The 23,975-nt window shown below is 67.2% G+C and carries 23 protein-coding genes; 10 read left to right on the top strand and 13 right to left on the bottom strand.

Going from position 1 to position 23,975, the window contains the following annotated elements:
- Positions 1-44: 44 nt before the first annotated feature.
- The 3 genes from ACYVN4_RS10780 to ACYVN4_RS10770 all read right to left on the bottom strand — a co-directional run bounded on the left by ACYVN4_RS10780 (position 45) and on the right by ACYVN4_RS10770 (position 2,598).
- Positions 45-611, bottom strand: coding sequence for a FixH family protein (locus ACYVN4_RS10780; protein ID WP_460719823.1), 567 nt, complete (start codon positions 609-611; stop codon positions 45-47).
- Positions 608-2,131 (bottom strand): hypothetical protein, encoded by a 1,524-nt coding sequence (locus ACYVN4_RS10775; protein ID WP_460719821.1) that lies wholly within the window; start codon positions 2,129-2,131, stop codon positions 608-610. Before ACYVN4_RS10775 ends, ACYVN4_RS10780 begins: the two co-directional genes overlap by 4 nt.
- A gap of 86 nt (positions 2,132-2,217) precedes the next feature.
- Complete coding sequence (locus ACYVN4_RS10770; RefSeq protein WP_460719819.1) at positions 2,218-2,598, bottom strand: NYN domain-containing protein; 381 nt, start codon at positions 2,596-2,598, stop codon at positions 2,218-2,220.
- Between the two features lie 103 nt (positions 2,599-2,701).
- Between ACYVN4_RS10770 and ACYVN4_RS10765 the strand changes: the two genes are divergently transcribed.
- Positions 2,702-3,268 carry a PadR family transcriptional regulator gene (locus ACYVN4_RS10765; RefSeq protein ID WP_460719817.1) on the top strand — a complete coding sequence of 189 codons (567 nt, stop codon included), beginning with the start codon at positions 2,702-2,704 and terminating at the stop codon, positions 3,266-3,268.
- A gap of 81 nt (positions 3,269-3,349) precedes the next feature.
- Complete coding sequence (locus ACYVN4_RS10760; protein ID WP_460719815.1) at positions 3,350-3,991, top strand: TetR/AcrR family transcriptional regulator; 642 nt, start codon at positions 3,350-3,352, stop codon at positions 3,989-3,991.
- A gap of 1 nt (position 3,992) precedes the next feature.
- On the opposite strand, the gene ACYVN4_RS10755 is transcribed toward ACYVN4_RS10760, so the two are convergent.
- The gene (locus ACYVN4_RS10755; protein ID WP_460719813.1) at positions 3,993-4,931 is read right to left on the bottom strand and encodes an alpha/beta fold hydrolase; all 939 of its coding nucleotides are present in this window, start codon (positions 4,929-4,931) and stop codon (positions 3,993-3,995) included.
- Between the two features lie 147 nt (positions 4,932-5,078).
- Here ACYVN4_RS10755 and ACYVN4_RS10750 point away from each other — a divergent pair, with 147 nt between their 5' ends.
- The 3 genes from ACYVN4_RS10750 to ACYVN4_RS10740 all read left to right on the top strand — a co-directional run bounded on the left by ACYVN4_RS10750 (position 5,079) and on the right by ACYVN4_RS10740 (position 8,253).
- Positions 5,079-5,906 carry an SDR family oxidoreductase gene (locus ACYVN4_RS10750; RefSeq protein WP_460719811.1) on the top strand — a complete coding sequence of 276 codons (828 nt, stop codon included), beginning with the start codon at positions 5,079-5,081 and terminating at the stop codon, positions 5,904-5,906.
- Positions 5,907-5,919: 13 nt separating this feature from the next.
- On the top strand, positions 5,920-6,951 hold the full coding sequence (locus ACYVN4_RS10745; protein ID WP_460719809.1) for a phosphotransferase family protein: 1,032 nt from the start codon (positions 5,920-5,922) through the stop codon (positions 6,949-6,951).
- Between the two features lie 78 nt (positions 6,952-7,029).
- Entirely contained in the window at positions 7,030-8,253 is a 1,224-nt protein-coding gene (locus tag ACYVN4_RS10740; RefSeq protein WP_460719807.1) for an acyl-CoA dehydrogenase family protein, read from the top strand.
- Positions 8,254-8,259: 6 nt separating this feature from the next.
- Here the strand turns inward: ACYVN4_RS10740 and ACYVN4_RS10735 are convergent, their stop codons facing one another.
- Positions 8,260-9,201, bottom strand: a complete 942-nt coding sequence (locus tag ACYVN4_RS10735; protein ID WP_460719805.1) for an alpha/beta fold hydrolase — start codon at positions 9,199-9,201, stop codon at positions 8,260-8,262.
- 155 nt (positions 9,202-9,356) lie between these two features.
- Here ACYVN4_RS10735 and ACYVN4_RS10730 point away from each other — a divergent pair, with 155 nt between their 5' ends.
- A complete protein-coding gene (locus ACYVN4_RS10730) occupies positions 9,357-11,216 on the top strand; it encodes an HNH endonuclease signature motif containing protein (protein ID WP_460719803.1) in 1,860 nt (619 codons plus the stop codon).
- Between the two features lie 329 nt (positions 11,217-11,545).
- On the top strand, positions 11,546-11,998 hold the full coding sequence (locus ACYVN4_RS10725) for a GtrA family protein (protein ID WP_460719802.1): 453 nt from the start codon (positions 11,546-11,548) through the stop codon (positions 11,996-11,998).
- Between the two features lie 12 nt (positions 11,999-12,010).
- Here ACYVN4_RS10725 and ACYVN4_RS10720 read toward each other — a convergent pair whose 3' ends face one another.
- Entirely contained in the window at positions 12,011-12,466 is a 456-nt protein-coding gene (locus tag ACYVN4_RS10720; RefSeq protein ID WP_460719800.1) for a trehalose-phosphatase, read from the bottom strand.
- A gap of 110 nt (positions 12,467-12,576) precedes the next feature.
- On the opposite strand from ACYVN4_RS10720, the gene ACYVN4_RS10715 reads away from it, so the two are divergent.
- Positions 12,577-13,530, top strand: coding sequence for a glycoside hydrolase family 6 protein (locus tag ACYVN4_RS10715; RefSeq protein WP_460719798.1), 954 nt, complete (start codon positions 12,577-12,579; stop codon positions 13,528-13,530).
- A 34-nt stretch (positions 13,531-13,564) separates the two neighbouring features.
- Here ACYVN4_RS10715 and glxA read toward each other — a convergent pair whose 3' ends face one another.
- Positions 13,565-15,523, bottom strand: a complete 1,959-nt coding sequence (gene glxA / locus ACYVN4_RS10710) for a radical copper oxidase GlxA (protein WP_460719796.1) — start codon at positions 15,521-15,523, stop codon at positions 13,565-13,567.
- Complete coding sequence (locus ACYVN4_RS10705) at positions 15,517-17,427, bottom strand: glycosyltransferase family 2 protein (protein ID WP_460719794.1); 1,911 nt, start codon at positions 17,425-17,427, stop codon at positions 15,517-15,519. Before ACYVN4_RS10705 ends, glxA begins: the two co-directional genes overlap by 7 nt.
- Before the next feature lie 291 nt (positions 17,428-17,718).
- On the opposite strand from ACYVN4_RS10705, the gene ACYVN4_RS10700 reads away from it, so the two are divergent.
- The gene (locus ACYVN4_RS10700) at positions 17,719-18,471 is read left to right on the top strand and encodes an SDR family oxidoreductase (protein ID WP_460719792.1); all 753 of its coding nucleotides are present in this window, start codon (positions 17,719-17,721) and stop codon (positions 18,469-18,471) included.
- 64 nt (positions 18,472-18,535) lie between these two features.
- A complete protein-coding gene (locus ACYVN4_RS10695; protein WP_452397704.1) occupies positions 18,536-18,712 on the top strand; it encodes a DUF6374 family protein in 177 nt (58 codons plus the stop codon).
- Here the strand turns inward: ACYVN4_RS10695 and ACYVN4_RS10690 are convergent.
- From ACYVN4_RS10690 to ACYVN4_RS10670, 5 genes are read right to left on the bottom strand one after another with little or no spacing between them, the layout of a single operon-like run.
- Complete coding sequence (locus ACYVN4_RS10690) at positions 18,709-19,581, bottom strand: STM4011 family radical SAM protein (protein ID WP_460719789.1); 873 nt, start codon at positions 19,579-19,581, stop codon at positions 18,709-18,711. The two genes, ACYVN4_RS10695 and ACYVN4_RS10690, sit on opposite strands and share 4 nt — an antisense overlap.
- 6 nt (positions 19,582-19,587) lie before the next feature.
- Positions 19,588-21,027 carry an STM4012 family radical SAM protein gene (locus tag ACYVN4_RS10685; protein WP_460719787.1) on the bottom strand — a complete coding sequence of 480 codons (1,440 nt, stop codon included), beginning with the start codon at positions 21,025-21,027 and terminating at the stop codon, positions 19,588-19,590.
- Positions 21,024-21,881: an STM4013/SEN3800 family hydrolase gene (locus tag ACYVN4_RS10680; RefSeq protein WP_460719785.1), complete on the bottom strand. Its 858-nt coding sequence runs from the start codon at positions 21,879-21,881 to the stop codon at positions 21,024-21,026. The genes ACYVN4_RS10685 and ACYVN4_RS10680 overlap by 4 nt, the downstream gene beginning before the upstream one ends.
- The gene (locus ACYVN4_RS10675; RefSeq protein WP_460719783.1) at positions 21,868-22,995 is read right to left on the bottom strand and encodes an STM4014 family protein; all 1,128 of its coding nucleotides are present in this window, start codon (positions 22,993-22,995) and stop codon (positions 21,868-21,870) included. Before ACYVN4_RS10675 ends, ACYVN4_RS10680 begins: the two co-directional genes overlap by 14 nt.
- Positions 22,992-23,945: an STM4015 family protein gene (locus ACYVN4_RS10670; protein ID WP_460719781.1), complete on the bottom strand. Its 954-nt coding sequence runs from the start codon at positions 23,943-23,945 to the stop codon at positions 22,992-22,994. Before ACYVN4_RS10670 ends, ACYVN4_RS10675 begins: the two co-directional genes overlap by 4 nt.
- Between the last annotated feature and the right edge of the window lie 30 nt (positions 23,946-23,975).

Raw genomic sequence — 23,975 nt, 5'->3', positions numbered from 1 at the left:
CAGTTATCGGATGGCCCGGACGAATCGTTCGGCCTGAATAGGTGTCAATTGGCTTGGACAGAAAATGTGGCGCTCCCGGAACCCGCTGCGCCGGAAAGCTTGACGGCAATCTCCCACTGCCCCGGCATAGGCAGATTCACCGTCGCCCGGTAATGCCCCGGCGTAACCACGCCAGCCGCACTCGGCGGCAACGCATGCCCCATCTGCGGCATCGCAGGCTCCACCGAAACCCGATCCGGCGCAGCCGAATCCCCCCGCTGATCAGTGATATCGAGATCCACGGTGTTATCCCCGGTATGCGCCGAATCCACCCGCAACTGCACCAGATACGGCCCAGCCGCACTACGCGCCACCGGCTTCGCCCCATCCGACGGCCATACCCACCACACCACCAGCATGATCGCCACCACAGCGGCAGCGATCGCGATCAGTCCATTACGGCCAGCCAGTCTGGCGCGCGGGGTCGGCCCGCTGGCTGCGGTCGACTTGCTTGGGGGCGTGGCCTCGCCGGACTTGGTCGGTTCGGTGGGCAGGGGCGGTTCGCTGGAGGTGGTCGCGCTGTCGGGGGTGGGTGGTTGGCTGGGCGGGGTTGGTTTGTCGGGTGTGGTCATGGTGTGGCCTCCGCCCGCACGTCGAGGGTGATGGGCACGGTCATGACGGAGTACCCCCGTTCTGCTTGGGCCCAGACCAGATACTTGCCGGGCAGGGGAAAGGTGAAGGTGTAGGCCACATTCGGGCCGTAGGCGGCGACGGTCTCGTCCGGTGGCTGGGAACCGAGGGCGGGTAGCGGGAGCATCGCGTGCGCGTGCGCCCAGATCGGTGCTGTGGAGGCTCCGACTCCGGTCGGCACGCCGTCGGGTAGCGGGCCCACGGCGATCAGGTGCCCGAGCATCCCCAGCCACGGCTGTAGATCGGCCGCGCCACCGAATGCGGCTGTGAGCGTGACCGGTTCGCCCGCAATGGCCTCCGTGGCAGTCAGCGTGGCTGCACCAGGCGACGGATTCCCGGTGCCTGGCGTGGGAGTGGCGCTGCCCGGCGCGGGGGTGGCATTGGCCGGTGGTGGAACAGGGGTTCCGGATGAGGGATCGGCTGGGGCGGAGAGGGATTCGGGGCCGACGTGGAGGGCCGACCGGAGTAGTTGCACGCCGCCGCCGCGGCGGGCGATTTCGGCGGCGACGGCGTAGTCGCCGGGGGTGCCGAGGCCCAACTCGACTCGGTACTCGCCGGGGGCGATGCGGATCGGGTGGCGGTGCCAGAAACGGCCGTCCGGGCCGACCACCATGAAGTGGAGGAGGGCGTCATCGGTGACGAGGAGGTCGTCCACCGGTCGGCCGGTCGCGGAATCGGTCAGCGAGAGTTGCACTTCCGTGCCCTGCTCGCCGTCGGGTGGTCGCGTCGCGCGCACCGTCAGATTCGCCGGTGGGCGTGAGTAATTCGTGGTCAGTGGCAGATCCCGCTCCGGGTAGGGGTTGCCGATATTGCCGGAGGTGGGGTCGAGGAGGCTGCCTGCGGGGCGGGCCTGCGGGGCGCTGCCGGACAGGACGGCTCCGGTGGCGCCGACGGTCACGGCGGCGATCAACGCGCCCACCGGAATCAGGGTCGGCCAGCCGCGTTTGGAAATCAGCGCGGTGCCCAGCGCCACCAGCAGCAGGACGCCCGCGGCGAAGAATCCTCCGTAGGCGGCCCGCTCCCAGGGCGTCACGACGCGTGCCGCGACGAGGAATGGAATTCGAGCCGTTCGCTCGCCATCGGAGACCGTCAGTTCCCACGGCCCGGCATGGTCGACGCGCAGCGTCGCCGAGTACGGTCCCGGCTGATTCCCGAGTTGCACGGTGCCCGAGGACTTCTCCCCACCCTGATCGGTCGGCATCGCGGTGAGCGTCAGCGTTCCCGGTGCGGTCCCCACATGCGTGACCACGTCGACGCGCAACGGGCCGGGTTCGGACCTCCGCACCACCACCGTCAACTCCCGCGCCCCCAGCGACTCCGCCACGGTGAGGTCGCCTCCGCTCACCGCCCCGTCGGCGCGCGCGACCGGCGCATTCCCCACGACGAGACCCAGCATTGACGCGCAGAGCACCCCCACCACCAGGACCACACCGCGCAGGCGAACGTTCAACGGCGACTGCACTGTTCCGAAGCTACCGAAAAACCCCGTGTCGCAAATCCCACCCACGGGGGATAGCCGTTCAGGGTCCGGTCAGGGTAGGTCACCCATCAGCGGAAGAAATCCCACAGCCAGGTCGGCCCGACGGTGGTCGCACCCAATGCCTCGACGCGGGCACGGAGTTCGCGGTCGGAGGTGACCACGGTGACCTCGGCGGTGGTGGCCGCGGCGACCACGTCCACGATGGCGTCGTCGCCGGATCGGTCGGCCAGGACCACCCGCAGCCCCTCGTGTTCGATGTCCGCGGCGGGTTTGGCAGCACCCTCGAGCACCACCACGATCGAGGTCGGTTCGGGTAGCTGATCGCGCAGCACGGTCAACTGCGCCAGTAATCGGCGAGCGGCTCCGGCGCGATCCCGCCACCACCCGTCCGGTCGCGAACCGACCACATTGGCGGCATCCACCACGATCAACCGCTCCGCATCATCCACGGCACCAGTCTGCACGGCAGGCCGGGATTCGGCCGATTCCGGCGGCAGCCACGCCGTGCCGCGCCCGCACGACCTCAATTAGTTGACTAGGTAGCCTGTCCTGATGGCGTTACGCAATGCGGTCCTCGCGACCCTGCTGGAAGGTGAGGCATCGGGCTACGACCTGGCCAAGGGGTTCAACGCGTCGGTCGCCAACTTCTGGCTGGCCACCCCGCAGCAGCTCTACAAGGAGTTGGAGCGGATGGCCGCGGCCGGTCTCATCGAGACCCGGGTGGTGGAGCAGGAGCGTCGCCCCAACAAACGCCTGCACGCCATCACCCCGGCCGGGCGGGCCGCGCTGCACGAATTCATCGCCGAGCCTTCGAAACCCACCGCCATCCGCGACGAGATGATGGTGAAGGTGCAGGCGATGGACACGGGAGACGGGCCGACCGTGCGCGCCGCGATCGCCGAGAAACTGGAATGGTCGCGCGCGAAGCTGGCCCGCTACGAGCGGCTGCGGCACCGCCTGCTCGACGGCCGCAGTGAGCAGGCGTATCTGGCCGAGGCCGACCGCATCGGCCCGTACCTGAGCCTGCTGCGCGGAATCTCCTTCGAGCAGGAGAACATTCGCTGGGCGGAGTTCGCGCTGCCGGTCATCGATCGGCGGCTGGCGGCGCACGCCGGGTAGCCGTGCAGTGGCGGTCGCCGTGCCGATTGATACGGTGTCGGCCTGAAAAGTAGTCCGTAGAACGACAGGCAGTCATCAGCGTTGGCGTCGCAACCGAGTACAGGCGAGAGCGAATCCCGCCGTGCCGCCCCGCGCACCAAGCGCGGTGAGCGGACCCGCGGCGCGCTGATCGCCGCGGCCCGTGAGGTCTTCGAACGCGACGGCTACCTGGACGCCAAGATCGCCGACATCTCCAAGACCGCGGGGATGGCGTCGGGATCCTTCTACACCTACTTCGACAGCAAGGAAGAGATCTTCGCGGCCCTGGTCGAGCAGGTGTCGGAGGAGATGCTGCACCCGCACGTGCGCGAACGCAGCGGCATCACCGATCCGCGCGCGCTCATCGAGGCGGCGCACCGCGATTACCTGTTGTCCTACAAGCGCAATGCGCGCCTGATGGCCTTGTTCGAGCAGGTCGCTCACATCGATGAGAACTTCCGTCGACTGCGGGTCGAACGCGGAAAAGCCTTCGCGCAGCGCAATGCCCGGATGATCCGTGACCTGCAGGAGTCCGGGCGTGCCAGCGCGGACCTGGATCCGATGATCACCGCCCACGCCTTGTCGGGCATGGTCAGCCGGATGGCGAACCTGGTTTTCGTTCAGCAGCAACGGATCCCGTTCGAAAAGCTGGTCGCCACCCTGACCGACCTCTGGGCCAACGCCTTGCAGTTGCGGCCGGAATAGCTCAGTCGAGCCCGCGCACGAATTCGATCAGCGCGGCATTCACCTCGTCGGGTCGTTCCTGCTGGATCCAATGCCCCGCGCCGTCGAGGATGACCGACCCGCGCAGATCACTGAGCAGGGTCGACATCTTGTGCAGTGGCGTGAATTGGATGACCGGGTCGATGGATCCGGCGATGAAAAACGACGGTTGGTCGATCTTCACGCCCTCGAGGTGCTCGGTGCGCTCCCAGGTGCGGTCGAGGTTGCGGTAATAGTTCAGGCCACCGGTGAACCCGGTCGCGGCGAATGACTCGACGTAGTAATCGAATTCGGCCGGATCGAGCCACTCGGGCAGCGGCGGCATCGGGTGGCTGGTGTCCTGGAAGTTCTGTGCGCGCAGGATTTCGACCTGTACCTGCTGCAGGGTGCGACGCACGTCGGCGTTCAGCACCTGATCGGCCACGCCGGGTTCCTGGAACCAGATCATGTAGAACTCTTCGCCCAGGCGCGAGCGCATGATCGCGGTCGGCGGCCCCGACGAGCGCGGGGTGGCGGGGACACTGAGCCCGGCCACCGCGCGCACCCGCTCGGGATACTCCCGGGCCATGTGCCACACCACCGACGCACCCCAGTCATGACCGATGAAGATCGCGTCCTCGAGCCCGTATGCGTCGAGCAGTCCCGCCAGATCCCCGCAGATGGTGACCATGTCGTACTGATCGATCTGCTCGGGCCGCGAGCTGCCGCCGTACCCCCGCATATCCGGGGTGAGCGTGCGGAAGCCCGCGTCGGCGAGCGCGAAAACCTGATGCCGCCAGGAGAATCCGAGCTCCGGGAAGCCGTGGCAGAACACCACCGGCGCGCCCGTCCCGTGCTCGACGACGCGTAAATCGATCCCGTTCGTCGCGACCTGGGCGCTGCCCAGCCGCTTCCACTCGTCCACCCGCTGTGATGCCTGCACCGGTTGTCCACCTCGCGACCGTGTTGGTTGACGCCGGACCTACCGTCAACTTGAATCCGACGTAGGTTTCATATTTCCATCGACCGGCACACCCGATCCAGCCCGACGGCGAAATCGCTTGCCGGTGTGGACCGGAGGGAGCTTGACGTGCAGGTCGCGGGTAGGAACGCCATTGTCACCGGCGGAGGTGGCGGCATCGGCGGCGCGCTGGCCGCCCGGCTGGTGCGCGCGGGAGCGCGGGTCGTGATCGCGGATCTGAACGGCCCGGCCGCCGAGACCGTGGCGGCGGCGCTGGTCGCGGAGTTCCCCGGCTCGGCCGTCGCGGTCGGGGCGGATGTCTCCGATCCGGCCCGCATCGAGGAGCTGATCGCCCGCTGCGAGGCCGAATTCGGCCCGGTCGACCTGTATTTCGCCAATGCGGGCGTGATCGGCCCGGTCGGGATCGGCGACGACAAGGACTGGGCGCTCACCCTGGACGTGAACCTCAACGCCCACATCCGCGCGGCCCGGCTGCTGGTCCCCGGCTGGCTGGAACGCGGCGAAGGCTACTTCATCGGGACGGCCTCGGCCGCGGGCCTGCTCACCCAGATCGGTTCGGCCGCATACTCGGTCACCAAGCACGCGGCCGTCGGATTCGCCGAATGGCTGTCGGTCACCTACGGCGATCGCGGCATCCGGGTCAGCTGCCTGTGCCCGATGGGCGTGGAGACCGCGTTGCTGCGCGCGGGCGAGAACTCCGGCGACGCCCTCGGCGTCGCCGCCACCCGCGCGGTCACCTCGGCGGGCGCGGTACTGACCCCCGACGCGGTGGCCGAACTGGTGCTGGCCGCCGTCGACGACGAGCGATTCCTCATCCTGCCCCACCCGGAGGTGCTGGATATGTACCGTCGCAAGGGTGCCGACTACGACCGCTGGCTGGCGGGCATGCGGCACTACCAGGCACGCCTGCTGGGCTCCGTCGACGAGCAGCACTGAGTTGGGGACAGATATGAGCGACGATCAGCGCACCGAGCTACCCGGCCTCGACCTCGACCGACTTGCCCTGTGGCTGGCCGACATCCGGCCCGGCCTGGCACAGGGGCCGCTGACCGGGCGGTTGATCGCGGGCGGACGATCCAATCTGACCTATGAGGTCGGTGACGGCACCTCGTCATGGATCGTGCGACGGCCACCGCTGGGGCACGTGCTGGCGACAGCGCACGATATGGTCCGCGAGCATCGGGTGATCAGCGCGCTGGCCGGGACCGGTGTGCCGGTGCCCGCCACCTATGCGCTGTGCGAGGACCCCGAAATCATCGGTGCGCCTTTCTATGTCATGGAACGCGTCGTCGGCACGCCGTACCGCACGGCGGCCGAGCTGGTTCCGCTGGGCGCGGACCGGACTCGGACCATTGCCACCGGTCTGATCGATACTCTCGCCGCGCTGCACACCGTCGAGCCCGATGCGGTCGGCCTGGGGGACTTCGGTCGGCCCGACGGCTTCCTGGAACGTCAGGTCCGGCGCTGGAAGAAGCAACTCGACGCCTCCTACAGCCGCGAGCTGCCCGCCGCGCTGGAACTGCACGAACTGCTGGGCAAACACCTTCCGGCGCAATCGCCCACGGGCATCGTGCACGGCGACTATCGGCTCGACAATGTGCTGGTCGATGATGCGGACCGGGTCGCGGCCGTCATCGACTGGGAGATGGCGACGCTGGGCGACCCGCTCACCGATATCGGGCTACTGCTGGTGTATCAGCGCATGAGCGATATCGACATGATCGGGGTGAGCGATGTCGCGCTCGCACCCGGGTATCCCGACGAAGCCGAAGTGCTGGAACGCTATTCGAGCCGCGCGGGCCGCGATCTCACCGAGATCGGGTTCTACGTCGCGCTGGCGTCGTTCAAGCTCGCGGTGATCAGCGAGGGCATCTACTTCCGGTTCATCCACGGTCAGACCGTCGGTTCGGGGTTCGAGCACATGGGAGATGCCGTCGAACCGCTGCTGCGGGCGGGCATCTCCGCACTCCGGGGGTCCTGAGCCCGGCCCATAGTTGAATCCGGTGTCAAGTTCACGTACGGTCCGAAACGGAAAATCACGCCACCGTCAGGAGTTTCGATGTACGAGCTGTCGGAGCGGGCCAGCCGCTACCGGGATGACCTGCTGGCCTTCATGGACGAGCACATCTACCCCGCCGAGACGGTGTACGAGGCGCAGATGGCCGAGGCCGGCGATCCGCACTTCCAGCCGCCCATCGTGGAGGAGCTCAAGACCGAGGCGCGCAAACGCGGGCTGTGGAACCTCTTCCACCCGCATCCGCAATGGGGTCCCGGGCTGAGCAATCTAGAATACGCGCCACTGGCCGAGATCATGGGCCGCAGTGCACATCTCGCGCCCGAGGCGACCAACTGCAGCGCGCCCGATACCGGCAATATGGAGGTGCTCACCCTCTTCGGTACCGAGGAGCACCAGCGGGAGTGGCTGGCACCGCTGCTGGCCGGTGATATCCGCTCGGCCTTCGCCATGACCGAACCTGCGGTGGCTAGTTCGGATGCCACGAATATCCAGTTGCGGATGGAACGTGATGGCGACGACTACGTGCTCAACGGGCGTAAATGGTGGACTTCCAATGCCTTGCACAAGAATTGCAAGGTTCTCATCGTCATGGGTAAGACCGATCCGACGGGTCCGGTCCATCGGCAGCAGAGCATGATGGTCGTGCCCCTCGACACTCCCGGTGTGACCGTGCAGCGTGGTCTGCCGGTGTTCGGCTATCAGGACCGTGAGGGTCATGCCGAGGTGACCTTCGAGAATGTGCGGGTCCCCGTGACCGCGCTGCTCGCCGGTGAGGGCGACGGTTTCATGATCAGCCAGGCGCGGCTGGGGCCGGGCCGGATCCACCACTGCATGCGGGCCATCGGCATGGCCGAACGTGCCCTCGACCTCATGATCGATCGTGCGCAGGCTCGCACCACTTTCGGTGAGCCGGTGGCGAATCGGGCCAATATCCAGGACTGGATCGCCGAAGCCCGGATCGAGATCGACATGGCCCGGCTGCTCACGCTCGAGGCTGCTTCTTTGATGGACACCGTGGGAAACAAGGCCGCCCGGACGGTGATCGCCGCGATCAAGGTGGCGGCTCCCAATGTGGCCCTGAAGGTTGTCGACCGCGCCATCCAGGTGCACGGCGGTGCGGGCGTCTCCGACGACTTCCCGCTGGCCTCGATGTACGCGCATCTGCGGACCCTGCGGCTGGCCGATGGGCCCGACGAGGTGCACAAGCGCTCGATCGCGCAGTGGGAGCTGCGGCGGCGGGATCCCAACTGGGGCAAGAAGTCCTGACGGGCCTCAGCCTCGGGCAGCCGAGGTGGCGAACAATCCGGTCAGGATTCCGGTGACGGTTTCGTTGAAAACATCGGGCTGGTCCAGCATGACGTAATGCAGGGCCGGTTCGATGGAAACGACCGTGGCGTTGGGCGCGGTGGCGAGCAACGACCGGTAGTAGTCGGCCTTGTCGGTGGCGGTGTCGGCGAACTTCTCGTCCTGCGGTCGGTAGTACGGGCAGATTTCCCAGATCGGGACGGTCGCGGCGGCAAGCCCGGCTCGGTTGTCGTCGAGGATGTCCTCACGGAGATACTCGGCGGCAGTGGTGAAGTCGCTGCGCGCCATCAGCGGAGCGTATTGATCGGCCAGGGCGGGATCGATGACACCGGTTTGGCGAAGGTAGTTGCGCGCGTACGTGAGTTTCGCATCGGGTGTTTGTACCGCGCGCAAGGCGGTTGCCGTGGCGTCGGCGATTTCGGTGCGTCGCGGCTGAGGCACTAGCTCGTAGCCGGGGAATACTGGAAGACCCTCGACCGCGATAACGCCGGAGATCAGCTCCGGGTGCTGGGCGGCGATGCGCAGCGCAATCGTGCCACCGATGCTGTGGCCCATCAGAATTGGCTTCACCAGTCGGCGCGTGGAGATCAGTTGCACCACCTCGTCGGTGTAGCGGCCTATGAGGTCGTGGCTTTCGGCGGGAGCCGGTGCCCCGTCGAACCCGGGGAAGGCGACCGCATAGACGGTCCGGTGGTGCCGCCGCAGCTCCGCGATCGTCGTTCCCCACTCCCACGGCCCGGTCATCGAGCCCGGAAGCAGGATCACCGGCGCGCCACCGTCACCCGTCTGCTCCACCCGCATGCCGTCGACCCAATAGATCGGCTCCGCCTGCGACCGAGTGCACCCACTGGCCGCAATCACCGCGACGGCCGCAAGCCAACCGCCCCACCGCATCCAACGCCCGCGCATCGAACCTCCCCGTCAAAAGATCAGTAAACCAGAGAGCTACGCGGGATGTCGTGAAGATCATTAACGACCATTTGGTATCGAAGAATACCGAATTATGTTGCGATACTGGACATTTCGGGTTCCCAGGCGCTGGCGCGCAGCGGTACTATTAGCACATGCATTCGAAGGGGGAAACATTCGAAACCTGCGGCATCATCCAACTGATGACCGCCGTCCAATCCGTCTCAGCGACCCTCCACGACAACGGCCTCTCCACCCTGACCGATTCCGAATTCACCGACTTCCTGCGCCAATTCGAAACCTGCAAACGCCAACTCTCCGCACTGGATTCCCGCCTCATCCTCGAAATCTCCGACCGCGGCCTGCCGCAGTCCACGGGTGCCGGTGACCTGATCGCGTTCCTGCGCCAAACCCTCAGCCTGTCGCGCTACGACGCCGCCGGCCGCGTGAAGATCGCCCGCGCCTGCGCTGGTCTCCTCGACGCGTCGGGCCACCCACGCGCCGACACCCTCTCCGCCACCGCGGAAGCCTATGAGGCAGGCGCGATCTCGCGTGACCACGTCCGCAACATGGTGGACGTGATGACGCACTTGCCCGTCGATATCGCCCCCGAGGCGTACGCCGAAACCGAGCTGCACCTGCTCGAGCACTGCCTGACCGGCCACCCCGAGGACCTCCCGAAGATGGGTCGCGAAATCCTCGCCCGCCTGGATCTCGACGGCACGGTGATCTCCGATGCCGACCGTCGCCGCCGTCGTGGCCTGACCTTGGGCCGCCCCGGTGTGGACGGCATGACGCACGTCGACGGCTGGCTGACCCCGGAACTGCGCGCCTACCTGGATGCCTTCTTCGCCAAGTACGCCCGCCCCGGCATGTGCAACATCGACGACCTCGAACCCCTCGCCCTCTCGGTGGCGGCGTTCGACTCGAAGCTGCTGGACGCCGCCGCCCGCCGCGACCGCCGCGACGCGGGCCAACGCACCCACGACGCCCTGTACGCCCTCCTCCAGCCCGCCGCCCCCGCCGTTGCGGGCAAGCGCGCCACCGCAACCGGCAAGCCTGCCATCTCGCCTGCCGCGACCGGCGCCCCGGCTGGCCCCGCGACCACGACCGATGGGTCCGCCACTCCCGCTACCGCAGTCACCGAGCGCACTGCCCCAGCCATGGTGTCCGGCATTCCCGCCGCCCCAGCCGCGGTGTCCGGCATGCCCGGTGGCCCAGTTGCGGTGTCCGGCATGCCCGGTGCCCCAGCCGCGGTGTCCGGTATCCCCGGTGGACCGGCCGCCGTGCTCGGTCAGTCCACCACTCCGGGTGCCGCTTTCACCGAGCCCGCTGCCCCGGTCGCCGCGTCTGGCCACTCCACTGGCTCGGCCGTCGGGTTCGATGAACTCGCCACTGGGCCTGCCGCGTTCAATGAGTCCGCCACGCCTGGTGTTTCGTTCGGTCAGCACCGTGGCCTCAAGACCCAGGTCATCCTCACCATGAGCCTGGCCGACCTCGAACGTGGTGCGGGACTGGCCTCTACTGCCACCGGCGGGCACGTCTCCATCAACGAAGCCTTGAAGATGGCCGCTGGCACCCGCCCGGTGCTGGCAGTGCTCGACCCGCACGGCATCCCGATGTTCCTGGGTAAGTGCAAGCGCCTCGCGAGCCCGGGTCAGCGTCTGGCGTTGATCGCGCGCGACAAGGGCTGCACCCGTCCCGGTTGCGATGCGCCCGCCTCGATGTGCGCGGTTCACCACGTCACGGACTGGGCTGTGGGTGGTCCGACGGATCTGTCGAATCTTGCTCTGGCGTGCGATCACTGCCACGCGTTGGTCAACGATTCCGCCGATGGCTGGAAGACGGTGGTGATGGGTAAGGATTCGGCTTTCCCGGGCCGCTGTGGCTGGATCGCCCCCAAGCATGTTGATCCGACTCAGTCCGCGAAGGTGAATCAGCGTCATCACGTGGCCGGGTTGGTTGCGGCCGCGGTGGATTCGAGCTGCCAGCAGTGGGGTTCCCGGGTGGCGTGAGCCTCGCGACCCCCGCCCGCCCGCTGATGCGGAAACGCGGCTGCGCCGCCAGCCCGCGCGTCCCCTGCCGTCAGCCCACGTCGGGTGCGTGTTCGTGTTCTTGGCTTTTGGTTCTTTGACAATTCCACAGAGACGATGAACTTCGCGGACGGTGAGGTGGCTGGGTCTGCCGGTGGGCGAGCCCAACCCAGCCACCTCCCAGCTCCTCCTCCTGGCCGCTTTTAATCTTTTGTCCTGCTCTTCCGAGCTGATCCGGACGCATACACCACGACAGGTACTTGTCAGCCTGACGTCAGTCCGGTGTCAGCGAGCCCGGAGACAGTGCATATGTGAACAGCACCGCACTCGCCCCCTCCGGACCATGGACCGCCCTCGGTACCGACTTCCAGGTGCTGCGCGGCGACCACCCGATCGCCCAGTTGATCCGATTCGCCGCCGTCGGCGGCCTCAGCAATGTCTCGTACGCGCTGCTCTTCATGATGATGAACGGCATCGGCCCGCTGATCGCCAACATCGCCGGATCGATCGTCAGCACGGTGATCGCGAACGAGCTACATCGACGACTGACTTTCCGCGCGGCCGACCGGGTCGGCTGGTTCAGCGCACAGTGGGAAGGCGGCGGCCTCGCCTTGATCGGTCTGGTCATCAGCACGGCAGCACTCGCCGCACTGCAATTCTGGTCCCCGGGCCTGAGTGAGCTGGAGCAAGCAAGCGCCGTGATCACGATCATGGCAGCGGTCGGTGGCCTGCGATTTCTGGCGCTGCGAGGCTTCGTCTTCTGACGGACGACGGGGCTACCGTGAGGTTCGAAGCCATTCGGTGAGTGCGGTGAAGTCGGCGTCGAGAACTCCTGCGGCGCTGTCGATCAGGTGCAGGAGAGCTCGTCCGGGATGGTTGTCTTCCACCCAGATCCGGTCCTGATCGCGGATCTCGTTGTCGACCCAGATGAAGGGACGACCGGCGGCCAGTCGTACCAGAGTTCTTGTCTTCCAGTGCAATCCGTCGGGGAAGTAGTCGCCGAGGGGGTATGGCGGCAGGGTGACGACCGGGAGCTGGGGGAGACCCAGCAGCGGCGACAGGACGACGTTCGCGCGGTTGCCCCAGCCGGTGGCCCATCGCAACTCGCAGTTCAGGGCCAGCAGTCGTTCACCGAGACCGGAACTCAGGCGGGACGGGTCGGGGCGGTCCAGCGGTAGCAATGTCCCGTCGACGTCGAGGAACAGCAACGGTCGATCCGGTTCACCTTGCACGGAATCAATTGTGCGGGAACGGCATACTGTCTGGCATGGGGCAAGGACGATCGAGTTGGGGACGATCGAGTCGGGGGCGGTTGGTCCGGGTGGGCATACTGTGCGTGGTCGTGCTGGAGTTGCTGCTGACCGGGTGCGGCCGGGGACCGGCCCCGGTGGTGGTGACCGCGGCCGAGCGGAACGCCCCGGCCAGTGCGGAATTGCTGCTGGAGTCCAATGACGGGTACTACGCCGATCTGCGCGCCACACTGCCGACTGTCACCGATCCGCAGGTGCGGGACCGGCTCGAGCGGTTGATCCGGACGCCGGTGGCCGAATGGCTACCGCACGATCTCGACGTGACGACCGCGACGATCCATCAGGACATCAGCCGCGCGCACACCGCCGACTCCATCCCGATGTTCGTGGCCTACAACATTCCGGGGCGGGACTTGCATGGCGAATCCGGTGGGGGACAGACCGGGGCGGACGCCTACCGGCAATGGATTCGCGGGGTGAGCGATGCCATCGGCCAGGATGCGGCGATCGTGGTGCTGGAGCCGGATGCGCTGGCTCACGCCACCGAGATGAACGACGCCGACCGTGCAGCCCGGCTTTCGCTACTCGGATATGCGTACGGGCAACTGCTGCAGCACAATTCAAAGACTGCTGTCTATCTCGATGTCGGCAACAGCACCTGGGTGGATCCGAGTCGGGTGGCGGACTTGCTGCGCAGCGTCAGTCCCGCGCAGCCGGTGGCCGGTATCGCGCTGAATGTGGCGAATCGGCGGCCCGAGAACGAGATTCGCGCCTACGCGACCCGGATAGAACAGGCCTACGGGCATCAGCTCTTCGTGATGATCGACAGTTCGGTCAATGGCGCGGCCAATACCGCCGATCTGGTCGACTGGTGCAATCCGAAGGGGCAGCGTATCGGTACTGTGCCGGGCACCCGCTTCGACCGGGACGCCATGGTGACGCACGCGTTCATCAAGAATCCCGGGCAGTCCGACGGGCGTTGCGGCACCAGCGATGCTCCCGCCGGTGAATTCGACCGACAGCTACTGCTGGACCAGCTGTCCTAACGGCCGAGCCCCGGCACGTCACACCCCGGGAGCCTCACGTCAGATGCACCCATTTCGCGACGCTCGGCACCCCGGCCGTGTCGACCGCGAAGAGCATGTACCAGCCCGCCGGAGCAATGGTCGGACTGATCGGAATCGACACGGACACATCGGTATCCGTCCGGCTGATCGGTAGGTCGATCACGCGCTCATTGGTGTCGGTGACATGCGTGATCGCCGCCGGAGCGAGCAGCCGCATCGACTTCACCTGCGCCGCACCGGGAACGCCGGGCAGGCTGGAACCGACGGTGTACACGGCGTTAGTGCCTCGCTGGATCTCCGCGGGCCCATCGGTGATCACCGGCCGCGCCACCGTCCCACCATCGGGCTTGTACAGGTAAGGCGGCGTATAGATCTCGATTCGCCGCTCGAACTTGCCCGGCAGCGTGTTCTTCTTGTCGGCGAACAGCGGATTGGACCCGTCGGTCATGATCTGTCCCGACGGCAGCAGCACCGCCGTGGAGTGATAGTCGCGCCCGACCGTCGGATCGGCCATCGGATGCAGGCCGCCCTGCTGGTCGAGGAGATACGCAGCGAGAATGTCACTGGCCCCGCGCCCCCGATAGTCGTTGGCGCCGTTGGTGATGAACACGTCCCCGCTGGGTAGTGGCACCAGATTCGGGTAGCGCGTGCCCTGTGGCAGCACCGCCAGCGGCTCGAACTTCGGTTGCGCGGCTGCGAGATCGACGATGTCGATGCGTCCGGTCGACAGCGCCGAATCGCCGACCCCGCCACCCCCGACCACCAGCAGCCGCTGATCCTGGACCGGCCCCAGCCACGTCGACGACCCGGTCTCGAGCATGTTCGGATCCCGCAACCCGGGCACCAGCTCGAACGAATTGTCGGTCAGATTCCATATTCCCGGATCCCGATGCTCCTCGGCGGGACCCCATCCGGTGCTCGGCCCGCTGAAGAACAGTCGGCCCGGTGTGGCGGTCTGGAATACCGCCGGATAGGTGGGGAAGATGCGGCGCAGGTCGTCACGCTCCACCCAGGTGCGGGTCGCGGGATCGTAGATCTCGGTCTGCCCGTCCAGAATTCGCCCGGACCCGTCGAGCCCGGAGGTGACCATCACCTGCCCGTCCGGCAATCGAGTGAGGGTTGGATACCAGCGGGCGTAGTTCATATTGCCCACGGCCTCATAGGTTTCCGTCCACGGATTGAACAGGTAGGAGGAGTCGATGCCTTGATATTCCTTCTTCTTCAACGCCATCTCGGGCGCGAACCCGTACAGGTTCTGCTGCTGGGCGTAGCTCAGCCCGCCGATCATGTAGTGGTCGTTGCGGTCCCACACTCCGTCGGTCCCGGCGGCGTCGGCCGCGACATACACATTGCGGTCGGTCGCGGACACTTTGTAGGTGACCGGATCCTTGGCGGCGGGCGGCACGGTGATATCCCGGTCGGAGCGGTACACCTTTCCGCTCTCCTTGCCCGTGAACGTCGTTCCCTTGGGCACGAATCCGGGGTGATCGGGGTCCTCGTTGCGGATGGTCATGTAGCCACCTGCGTGGGTGAGATTCTCCGGCAGCACCTCGTAGCTGCCAGTCCCGCCTGCGATCAGCACCGACCCGTCGGCCAGGTACGCCTGGTCGGAACAGAACAGATCCACCGGGGTGTCGATGCGTTTGGCGGTGCGGGTCGCCGGATCGAAGATCAGCGAGTTGTAGATGCCTTTGTCGGAATTGTGGTGGTCGTTGCCGCTGCCCGCGATGAGCAGCACCTTCCCGGTCGGCAGTACCACGGAGTGAATGATGTTGGCGTCGATGTCCTTGGGCAGCGTGATCACTTCCCAGTAACCGTATTTCGCCTTGTAGTCATCGGAATTGATCAGGCGGTTGTGCTGGAAGCGGTGATACAGCGCCGCCGCGGTCGCGGTGGTCGCGATGGCGAGGGTGCCGACGGCCACGACGGTCACTACCCAGCGCACGAACCGGGTCGGCGTCTTCTTCAGCACGCCTGCCCCTCCGCGGTCGCCTCCACACCTGCGGAATCTTCGGAAACCTCGACCGCTATCTCGGTGGCGGCGCGCGACTTCCGGCGGGCGGCGGCCGCCACCCAGAGCGGATTGAGCCGCCATACCAGCATCGGCGCAGCCGAGATCAGCGCCCCGAATACCGGCCACATGAGGGTGGCCGGGGCGGCCCAGCCGCGCACGGTGGTGAGCACCACGACGGTCACATAGAAGGCCAGCCACATCACATTGAGCCGGAAGGTGAACCAGCTGTCCTCGCGGCTCTTGGACCCCTTGGGCGTGACATCGAAGCCGACCGGCCGCCGCAGCAGACATTTCACCAGCGAATTCGCATACACCGGCGCGGTGATGACGCTCATGAACATGCCGTAGACGCCCCAGGAATTGGTCGTCTCGTAGGGGCTCACATTGTGCCGGCGCACCCAGGTGTAGAGCGCCATCTGACTGACCGAGGCCCAGCCGTAGAACAGGAACCAGCTACCCGGCGACACCACCGCGCCGCTGACGCCGTACCAACTGAAGATGGCCACATTGGCCGCGCCCAGCAACCACACCGTCGCCATCACCGGGTAGAACGCCATCAGCAGCAGGTAGTGCACGATTCGCGCGGGCGTCCGCCACATGCGCAGCATCTGCAGCACGAACGGCCCGAACAGCATGTGCTCGATCGCGCCTCGCGCCCAGCGGTTCTGCTGTTTGTAGAAGTCACCCCACGAGGCGGGCCCTTCACCGTGGGCCAGCAGATCCGGGGTGTACACGCCCTTCCACTGCTGTCCGGTGTCCGGATTGCGTTGCGGCAGAATGGCGAAACTCGTCGCCATGTCCTCGGTGATGGACGGTTGGATGCCGCCGATGGTCTGCAACACGCTCGCCCGGATGGCGTAGCTGGTGCCCACCAGCATCGGCGCACCGTGCGCATTGGCCGCGGTCTGGATCAGGCTGTGGAACACGAACTGCTGGCTCTCGGCCAGCTTGGCCACCACATTGGCCTCGGCATTGGCATACGCCTGAGGCCCGGCCACATAGGCGACGTCGGGATCGTTGAAGTACCCGAGCATCCGCTCCCCGAACTCGCGCATGGGGGTGTGGTCGGGATCGATGCCCATGATCACGTCGTAGTCCGGCAGGTCGGCGTCCGCGCCGATCATGTCGAGTCCGGCATTGATATTGCCGAATTTGGTGCGGGTCTCGAACGGTCCCTTGCGCTGGTGGTACTCCGCCCGGCCGCCGCGCGTCAGATACCGCACCCGATTGCCCGGGCGGATGTCCACCGCGGCCACCAGTTTTCGCACCCGGTCGGGCTGCTGTGGATCGCCCTCGTCGAGCACGAAGACATCGAACACGCCGGGGTGGCGATGCCGGATCTGCTTGGCGGCCAACAGTGTTCGCTCCAGCACCGCCATATCCTCGCTGCTGGGGACGAAGGTGATCAGCAGCGCGACATCCAGCCCGGCGCGTGCCCGGATCGGCACCGGTTTGCGTGCCAGCGCGGTGGTCAGCGACATGGCGAGCACCAGCGCGAACCGGATCGCCTCGACGGTCACCACCAGCGTCACCATGATGATGGCGATCGCCCCGAACTGGTCGTACTTCTCCTGTGCCGCAAGGCCATTATCGATCAGCCACCACACATACCCGCCACCCAGGCCCGCCGAGATCAGCGCGAGTCCGGTGGTCAGCAGCCGCCGTTTGCGGCCCTCGAGATGGCGGAATGACACGATCTCGCCAACGCCATCGAGAATGTCGCCGGTGACGGTGGCCTTTATGAGCCGCGACTCGGCCAAATCCGGTGCGGCGTCAGAGTTTTGGGTATCGTGTCGGACGAGGACGCGGGGGCCGCGCCCGGCTGGGCGCGTGGAGCGGCCGACGCCGCGCAGCGTCACCACTCTACGATCCTTGTACTTGTCGGCGGCCCGAACGGGTCGCCGAACACACCACGAACAGCACTGTATCCCCCCAAGCTGAAGCGGACCCTTCGCGAACTCTCGTTCTACGCCGAACGCTCCTGCCAGAGATTAGCAGAGGGTCATTGGCCTCGCTGAGCGATTGGATTGGGCTACAACGGATTCCGGCGCGAGTGCACGGTTCGGCATGGGCTGCCACGCTGCACGCCCTTCGCGGTGAAATATTCGATGCCGCCCGCTGGCGCGTTTTGCGGCCTGCCTAGGCTCATCGGAGTGACCAATTCCAAGATCGTTCTCGTGACCGGCGCCGGGACCGGACTCGGCCGCGCCATCACCCACGCGCTGACGGCGGCCGGACACCGGGTCGTCGCCGTCGGCCGCACCGCCGCCACCCTGGATGAAGCGGTCGCCAGTGCGCCCGGACCGGGCACCGCGGAGGCGTTCCGCGCTGATGTCACCGATGAGACCGCTGTGAACGCCGCGTTCGCGTATGTCGTCGAGCGCTTCGGCCGGTTGGATGTGCTGGTCAACAATGCCGGCATCTTCGGGCCGACCAAACCCATCGACGAGGTCTCCGTCGCGGAGTGGCGGCAGGTCGTCGATATCAACCTGACCGGCGCTTTCCTGTGCGCCCAGGCCGCCTTCCGGCTGATGCGCACCCAGACTCCGCAGGGCGGGCGAATCATCAACAACGGCTCCATCTCCGCGCACACCCCACGCCCGCACACCGTCTCCTACGCGGCCAGCAAGCACGGCATCACCGGGCTCACCAAGGCGCTCGCGCTGGAAGGTCGGGCGCACAATATCGCGGCCGGCCAGATCGATATCGGCAATGCCGCAACCGAACTCACCGCGGGCATCGCGGCGGGCTCGCTGCAGGCCGACGGCAGCATCCGGCCCGAACCCACCATCGACGCCGCGAACGTGGCCCGGCTCATCGCCCAGCAGGTCGAGCTTCCGCTGGACACCAATGTCCCGTTCCTGACCGTCATGGCCACGGCCATGCCGTACATCGGGCGCGGCTGACCCCGGCGAGGTAGGCCGCGCCGCCACTCGAACAAACGTTCTACTCGAGGTATCGTACCGGCCCATGCCGGAACTCTCACGACGCGACTGGGCGACGATGAACCTCGAGGAGGTGCGGCGGCAACTGCTGAAGGCGGCGGCCTTCGGCAAGACGCTCTCGCCCGAGCAGTTGGAGAACGCGGCCGGCAAGATCCGCGAGGGGCTGCGGATCTTCCTCGAGGAGACCGACCATCTCGGCTAGGCGGAACCGGTGAGGTTGGTGCCGATGAGGCTGCCCGGGATGCGTTCGAGGACCCCGCCCGCGAAGACGTCGTACAGCGGCAGGGTTTCGAGGTGGACGTAACCGATATGGCAGTCGCACATCGCCAGCGGGCAGGGGCGGGGCGTCAGGGCCGCCCGGTAGCTGCCGTCGTAGAGGTTGCCCAGCTCGGTGCGGACGAAATGGCAGCGGCGCACGGTGCCGTCACCGTCGACGGAGATGACGGATTCGCCTGTGCGGCAAGGCAGTCCGGCCGACGGATGCGGGTGACGGCTGTAGGGGAACAGTGGGTCGAGCTCGGTCCAGGCGGCGGCGTCCGCGTCGGAGAGCGAGTGGCCCTCCGGGGCATTGACCCACAGGTAGACGTGCTCGGGTAGATCCGCCCGCAGTCGCCGGGCGGTCGGAAGATGTTCGGGGAAGCCGACGATGCCGACGCTGAAGCGGATGCCACGCCGGGTCAGGTCCTCACACTTGGCGGCGAAGCGCTCGTAGGGCGTTTGCCCAGGATGGTAGGTGCACCACAGCGCCAACGTCTGCGGGTCGGCCTCGGCGAGCCAGTCGGTGCGGCAGCTGAGATTGGTCTGGATCGCCACCCGTTCGACATTCGGCAGCCGTGACAGTTCGACCAGCGCGCGCCGGTACCAGGAGCGCACCAGGCCCTCACCCCACGGCGTGAACAGGATCGAGAGCCGGTCCCCGGGCTGGTCGGCGACCCACGTGGTGAAGCGTTCCAGGGCCGCGCGATCCGCCCGCAACTGTTCGCGACTGTCGCGACGCTTGGCGAACGGGCAGTACGGGCAGTCGTAGTCGCAGGAGGAGAGCGGGCCGCGGTAGAGAATGGTGAGATCCATACCGGCTCACCGGGCTTCGTAGGCGGCCATGGCGGCGTGCACGGCGGGGGAGAACAGGCGCGGGCCGATGGCGTCCGACCAGGCCAAGCCCTCGGGGGTCAGGCGCAGCAGGTTCGGGCCGGAATCGAGTTCCAGCCAACCGGATTCGGCGAACTCGGCCAGCTCGGCGGGGAAGTGGTCGGTGGGGGAGCCGCCGAAGCGTTCCCGGTAGGCAACCACGTCCATGCCCTGCGCCTGCAACAGCGATTGCAGTAGGTGCCTGCGGCGCGCCTCGTCGGCGTCGATGCGGCGGCCGACCTCGGCGCGGGTGAAATCGGTTGTCCGCGTGTAGTCGTCGATGATGCCGCGCACCTCGCGCGTCTGCACGGCGTAGTCGAACGAGTAGTGCAGACCGGACGTGTAGGAGCGGGCACCGCAGCCCAGGCCGATCATGCCGTCGGTTTGGCAGGCGTAGTCGTCGGGACCGGTGGCGAGGGCAGCAGGATCGAGGCCGGCAGGATCGTCGCCCGCGGCCGGGATGCGGCGGAACATGCGCATCGAGCGCTGCTCGTAGCCGTGGGCCAGCAGATGGTCGCGTCCCGCCGCGTACAGCCGCAGTCGCTGCGCGTCCCAGTCGGCGTCGGCGTCGGATAGATGCGCTGTGCCCGAGTCGTTCTCGCTCGACGGTCCCTCGGGGCTCGATCGCCCGAGCCCGGTCAGGGGGCGCACGTAGAGCGGATAGAGGTACAGCTCTTCGGGCTGCCATGCCAGCGCCGCGTCCAGCGAGGTGCGCCACGTTGCCTCGGTCTGGCCGTCGATGCCGTAGATCAGGTCGATGTTCAGCACCGGAATCCGGGCGGCCCGAATCGCTTCCAGCGCCGTCTCGACTTCGGCGCGCCGCTGCGGTCGTACCGCCGCACGCGCCTCGGTGTCCACGAAGCTCTGCACGCCGATGCTCACCCGCGTCGCGCCGCGTTCGGCCAGCACCGCCAGCCGGTCGGGGGTCGCGGTGGCGGGGGAGGTCTCCACCGAGAGCGGGATCGCTCGCAGGTCCGCGCCCATCCGCGTTTCCATGATGTCGCACAGCCGTTCCAGCTCGGCGGCACTCAGGAAGGTCGGGGTGCCGCCGCCGAACGCGGCCGCCGCGAACCGCATCGGTCCCTCGCCCAGCGCCGCGCGAACCGCCCCGGCCTGCCGTTCCAGTGCGTCGAGATAGCGCCCGGTGAGATCTTCCGGCGCGCCGACCCGGGTGAAGAGATTGCAGAAACCACACCGGTATTCACAGAACGGGATGTGCGCGTACAGCGACAGCGCGTGCTTGGGCTCATCGGCCCACAACTCCCGCAGCAGCGGCCGATCCGCGCCGAGCGGCCGGTACGCCGTCTTGTGCGGGTAGCCGTAGACGTACTGCTGATACGGCCGCAGCCGGGTCTGCTCGGAGACTAGCCGGGGCACTGTCGCGGTCATACCGATCTCTCCAGGAAGAAGTGAGCGTAGGGCACCGTCCACACCGCCTCGTGACCGAGCCGATGCCCGGTGAAACCACCGTCGCCGTAGGCGGTTCCGTGATCGGAGCACACGATGGCGAAACAGCGACGGCGGCTGCTCGCGGCGGCGAACAACCGGCCGATATGGCGGTCCACGTATTCCAGTGCGGCGGCATGGGTTTCGCGGGTGTCACCCGCCTCCCGTGTCGCGCCCGGTAGGTGGAACCAGTTGGGCTGGTGCAGCGCGGACACATTCACGAACAGAAACAGCCTGCGCTCGGGCGGCAGCGCTGTCACCACCTGTTCGGCGCGCTCTATCTGCGCCTCGAAGGAGGTCGGCGAGGCGACGGAGAAGTCACTGTCCCAATGGCTTTCCTGGAACAGACCCGGCAGTACCGACCCCATCGGGCCACGCTTGTTGAAGAACCCGACACCGCCGAGGCACACCGTGTGATAGCCGACTCCCGCCAGCGCGGACACGAAATCCGGTGTGTCGTACACGAAGGTGCGCCCGGCCGTGGTCTCGCTGCCCTCGAACCGAGCCGCGAACAGCCGTGGATGCGGTCCCTGCGACGCCGGTGTGGGCAGGAATCCCGCAAAAATCGCCTGATGCGAGGCATAGGTGAAACTCCCCGGCGCATGCCGTTTCTCCCACACACCGCCCGGTAGGAAGCGCGAAAGGTTCGGCAGCCGCCCCGCCGCCGCCAACTCGGCCGCCACATCGAACCGCAAGGTGTCGAGCGTGACCAGCAAAACATCGTCCCGCCCGATCACCTCGTTCATATCGGGTTCGATGCTCAGATCGGTCTGAGCACCAGGTTCAGGCGCAGGCATGCCGCTCGCTTTCGGTGTGGCGCAGGATGGCGGCGACCTGCGCGTCGTAGGTGTCCCCGTGCTCGGCACCGGTGCCTGGTAGTCCCGTCAGACGGGGTAGCAGATCGCCGAAGGCGTTGACCTCACCGACCGCGAATCGCCGCCAGCCGCTTGTGGGTAGCAGATCCACGCCCACCCGCGAGAACCCGGGGAAGCAGGCGGCGGCCTGCTCGCAGATGCGCAGCGCGTCATCCCAGCTGCCGCCCGCGGCGGTGATTGCCGCCTGTGCCGCCGCGAGATCGCCACGGGCCCCGCCCAGATGGAGATTGGTCATGGGGGAGTGGCTGGTGCGCACCACGGCGTGGGTGGCGCGTCCGTCGATCACCACTACGCGCAGATCCGCGCTGCGACCGTCCTGGGATGCCTTGGGCAGCCAGCGTTCCACGTGCAGCCCGTCGGGGGCCAGCGCGTTCACGAGTGCGGCGACCTCGGATTCGGTGCCGTATTTGCGGACCCGCAGTGAATTGAACAGCCGCCCGTCGGCTTCCCGGTGCACAGAGGTGGTGGCCTGGACCCGCCCGCCGTTCGCGGTTTCGATCGCCAGCACCCCCGACGCCGAGGAACCGTGCGCGAGCTTGACGAATATGCGCGGCATCCGGTGCGCGGACATCAGTTCCCGCAGCTCTGCCCAGCCGCCGATCGGGGAGAGCTCGCCCGAAGTCGGCGAGAACGGCACGGGCACACCGGCTTCCCGCAACACGCCATGGCAGCGCCGTTTGTCGAACAACACCGCCAACTCCGCCGGATCATCGAGTAGTCGTGCACCTGCGGCGCGTGCTCGCACGCTCACCGCGTGCGCGGCCGCGACGAACCGCTGGTACCACAGCGCGCTGCCCTCCACCCGGGTCGAATCCTCGACCCCGCGCAGCATCCGCTCGACGTCGGCGTCCTCCCCGGGCGAGTCCAGCCGCACGGACTCCCCTGCGGTGAACTCCGCACCCCCGCACAGCACTTCACGCCACGACACTACCCGTGCCGCCGGAAGCCCGGCGCGGCGCACCGCGTCCTGGAACAGTGTCACCCGCCGGTTGTCCGGATTGCCGACCACCGCGAGCCGCACCCCCGCACCGCTCATTCGGCCACGGCGGTGTAGCGGCGATCGCGCGGATCCTCGGAGCTGTCCTCGGTTTCCGCCTCCGACAGATCCACGCTCACACCATCGGGTTCGAGGGCTTTGCGCAGTCGTTCCTGCATGGACTCGGAAATGAAGTGGTGGTGCAGATCGAGGGTGCGCAGGTGGGTGAGCGGTTGCCCGTGCAGCAGCGCCGCCGCGCCCTCGTCACCGAGGGTGCCCATCGACAGGTCCAGCGTGGACAGTCGCGCCACCACCGGCGCGGCCGCCACGGCGGCGGCGATCTCGTCCTGGATCTCGCTGTTGCGCAAGCCCAGATAAGTCAGCTTCGGCAGCCGCTCACCCGACAGCAGCGGCGCCAGATCGGCGACGGTGGCGGTGCCGCCGTAATTGGATACCCCCAGCCAGATTTCGAGATGTTCGAGCGCGGGCAGCGTGCTCGCCGCGATGTCGCGCACCACCGCCGCGTCCAGCCCGCCGGTCTCCACGGCCAGGGTGCGCAGCTTGGCGTGTTCGGTGGGCGGGAACGCCAGGTGTTCGCCGCCGCGCACCCGAAGTTCTTCCAGCTCCGGGTAATTGGCCAGCAGCGGGGTCACGTCGGCCTGCTGGATCCAGGAGATCTCGGCTTCTTCGTAGGTGATCTCGCCGACGAAGAGCGCGCGCAGCGCCGGGAATTGTGCCTTGGCGGCGAGCAGTTCGTCGATCACCAGGGTGGACGGATGGTCGTAGGCCTCACCCCACATGCCGATGACCAGCGCCACCACCTGCGTGGTGTCGACTTCGTCGCGGAAGCGCGCGAAGGCATGGGGCCAGGTCTCTTCGGATTCGTACGGCTCGATCGCGATGCGCCAGGCCACCGCGGCGGGGGCGGGCAGCTCGACACCCGGGTGCTCCTCGGGGTAGTCGAACACGGGCAGGCCGTGAAATTGCTGCAGGTGTTCCGAAATGGTCATGTGACGGGCTCCGTACGCCGTGGCGGTGGT

The organism is Nocardia heshunensis, assembly GCF_054782115.1.
Note: the sequence above shows the minus strand (reverse complement) of the source record. Positions and strands in the feature narration are given on the sequence as shown.

Bases quoted from the DNA above. Each gene is read 5' to 3' on its own strand.
- ACYVN4_RS10780 (WP_460719823.1), bottom strand. From the start codon at position 611: ATGACCACACCCGACAAACCAACCCCGCCCAGCCAACCACCCACCCCC.
- ACYVN4_RS10765 (WP_460719817.1), top strand. From the start codon at position 2,702: ATGGCGTTACGCAATGCGGTCCTCGCGACCCTGCTGGAAGGTGAGGCA.
- ACYVN4_RS10745 (WP_460719809.1), top strand. From the start codon at position 5,920: ATGAGCGACGATCAGCGCACCGAGCTACCCGGCCTCGACCTCGACCGA.
- ACYVN4_RS10740 (WP_460719807.1), top strand. From the start codon at position 7,030: ATGTACGAGCTGTCGGAGCGGGCCAGCCGCTACCGGGATGACCTGCTG.
- ACYVN4_RS10735 (WP_460719805.1), bottom strand. From the start codon at position 9,201: ATGCGCGGGCGTTGGATGCGGTGGGGCGGTTGGCTTGCGGCCGTCGCG.
- ACYVN4_RS10730 (WP_460719803.1), top strand. From the start codon at position 9,357: ATGCATTCGAAGGGGGAAACATTCGAAACCTGCGGCATCATCCAACTG.
- ACYVN4_RS10695 (WP_452397704.1), top strand. From the start codon at position 18,536: ATGCCGGAACTCTCACGACGCGACTGGGCGACGATGAACCTCGAGGAG.
- ACYVN4_RS10690 (WP_460719789.1), bottom strand. From the start codon at position 19,581: ATGGATCTCACCATTCTCTACCGCGGCCCGCTCTCCTCCTGCGACTAC.
- ACYVN4_RS10685 (WP_460719787.1), bottom strand. From the start codon at position 21,027: ATGACCGCGACAGTGCCCCGGCTAGTCTCCGAGCAGACCCGGCTGCGG.
- ACYVN4_RS10680 (WP_460719785.1), bottom strand. From the start codon at position 21,881: ATGCCTGCGCCTGAACCTGGTGCTCAGACCGATCTGAGCATCGAACCC.
- ACYVN4_RS10675 (WP_460719783.1), bottom strand. From the start codon at position 22,995: ATGAGCGGTGCGGGGGTGCGGCTCGCGGTGGTCGGCAATCCGGACAAC.
- ACYVN4_RS10670 (WP_460719781.1), bottom strand. From the start codon at position 23,945: ATGACCATTTCGGAACACCTGCAGCAATTTCACGGCCTGCCCGTGTTC.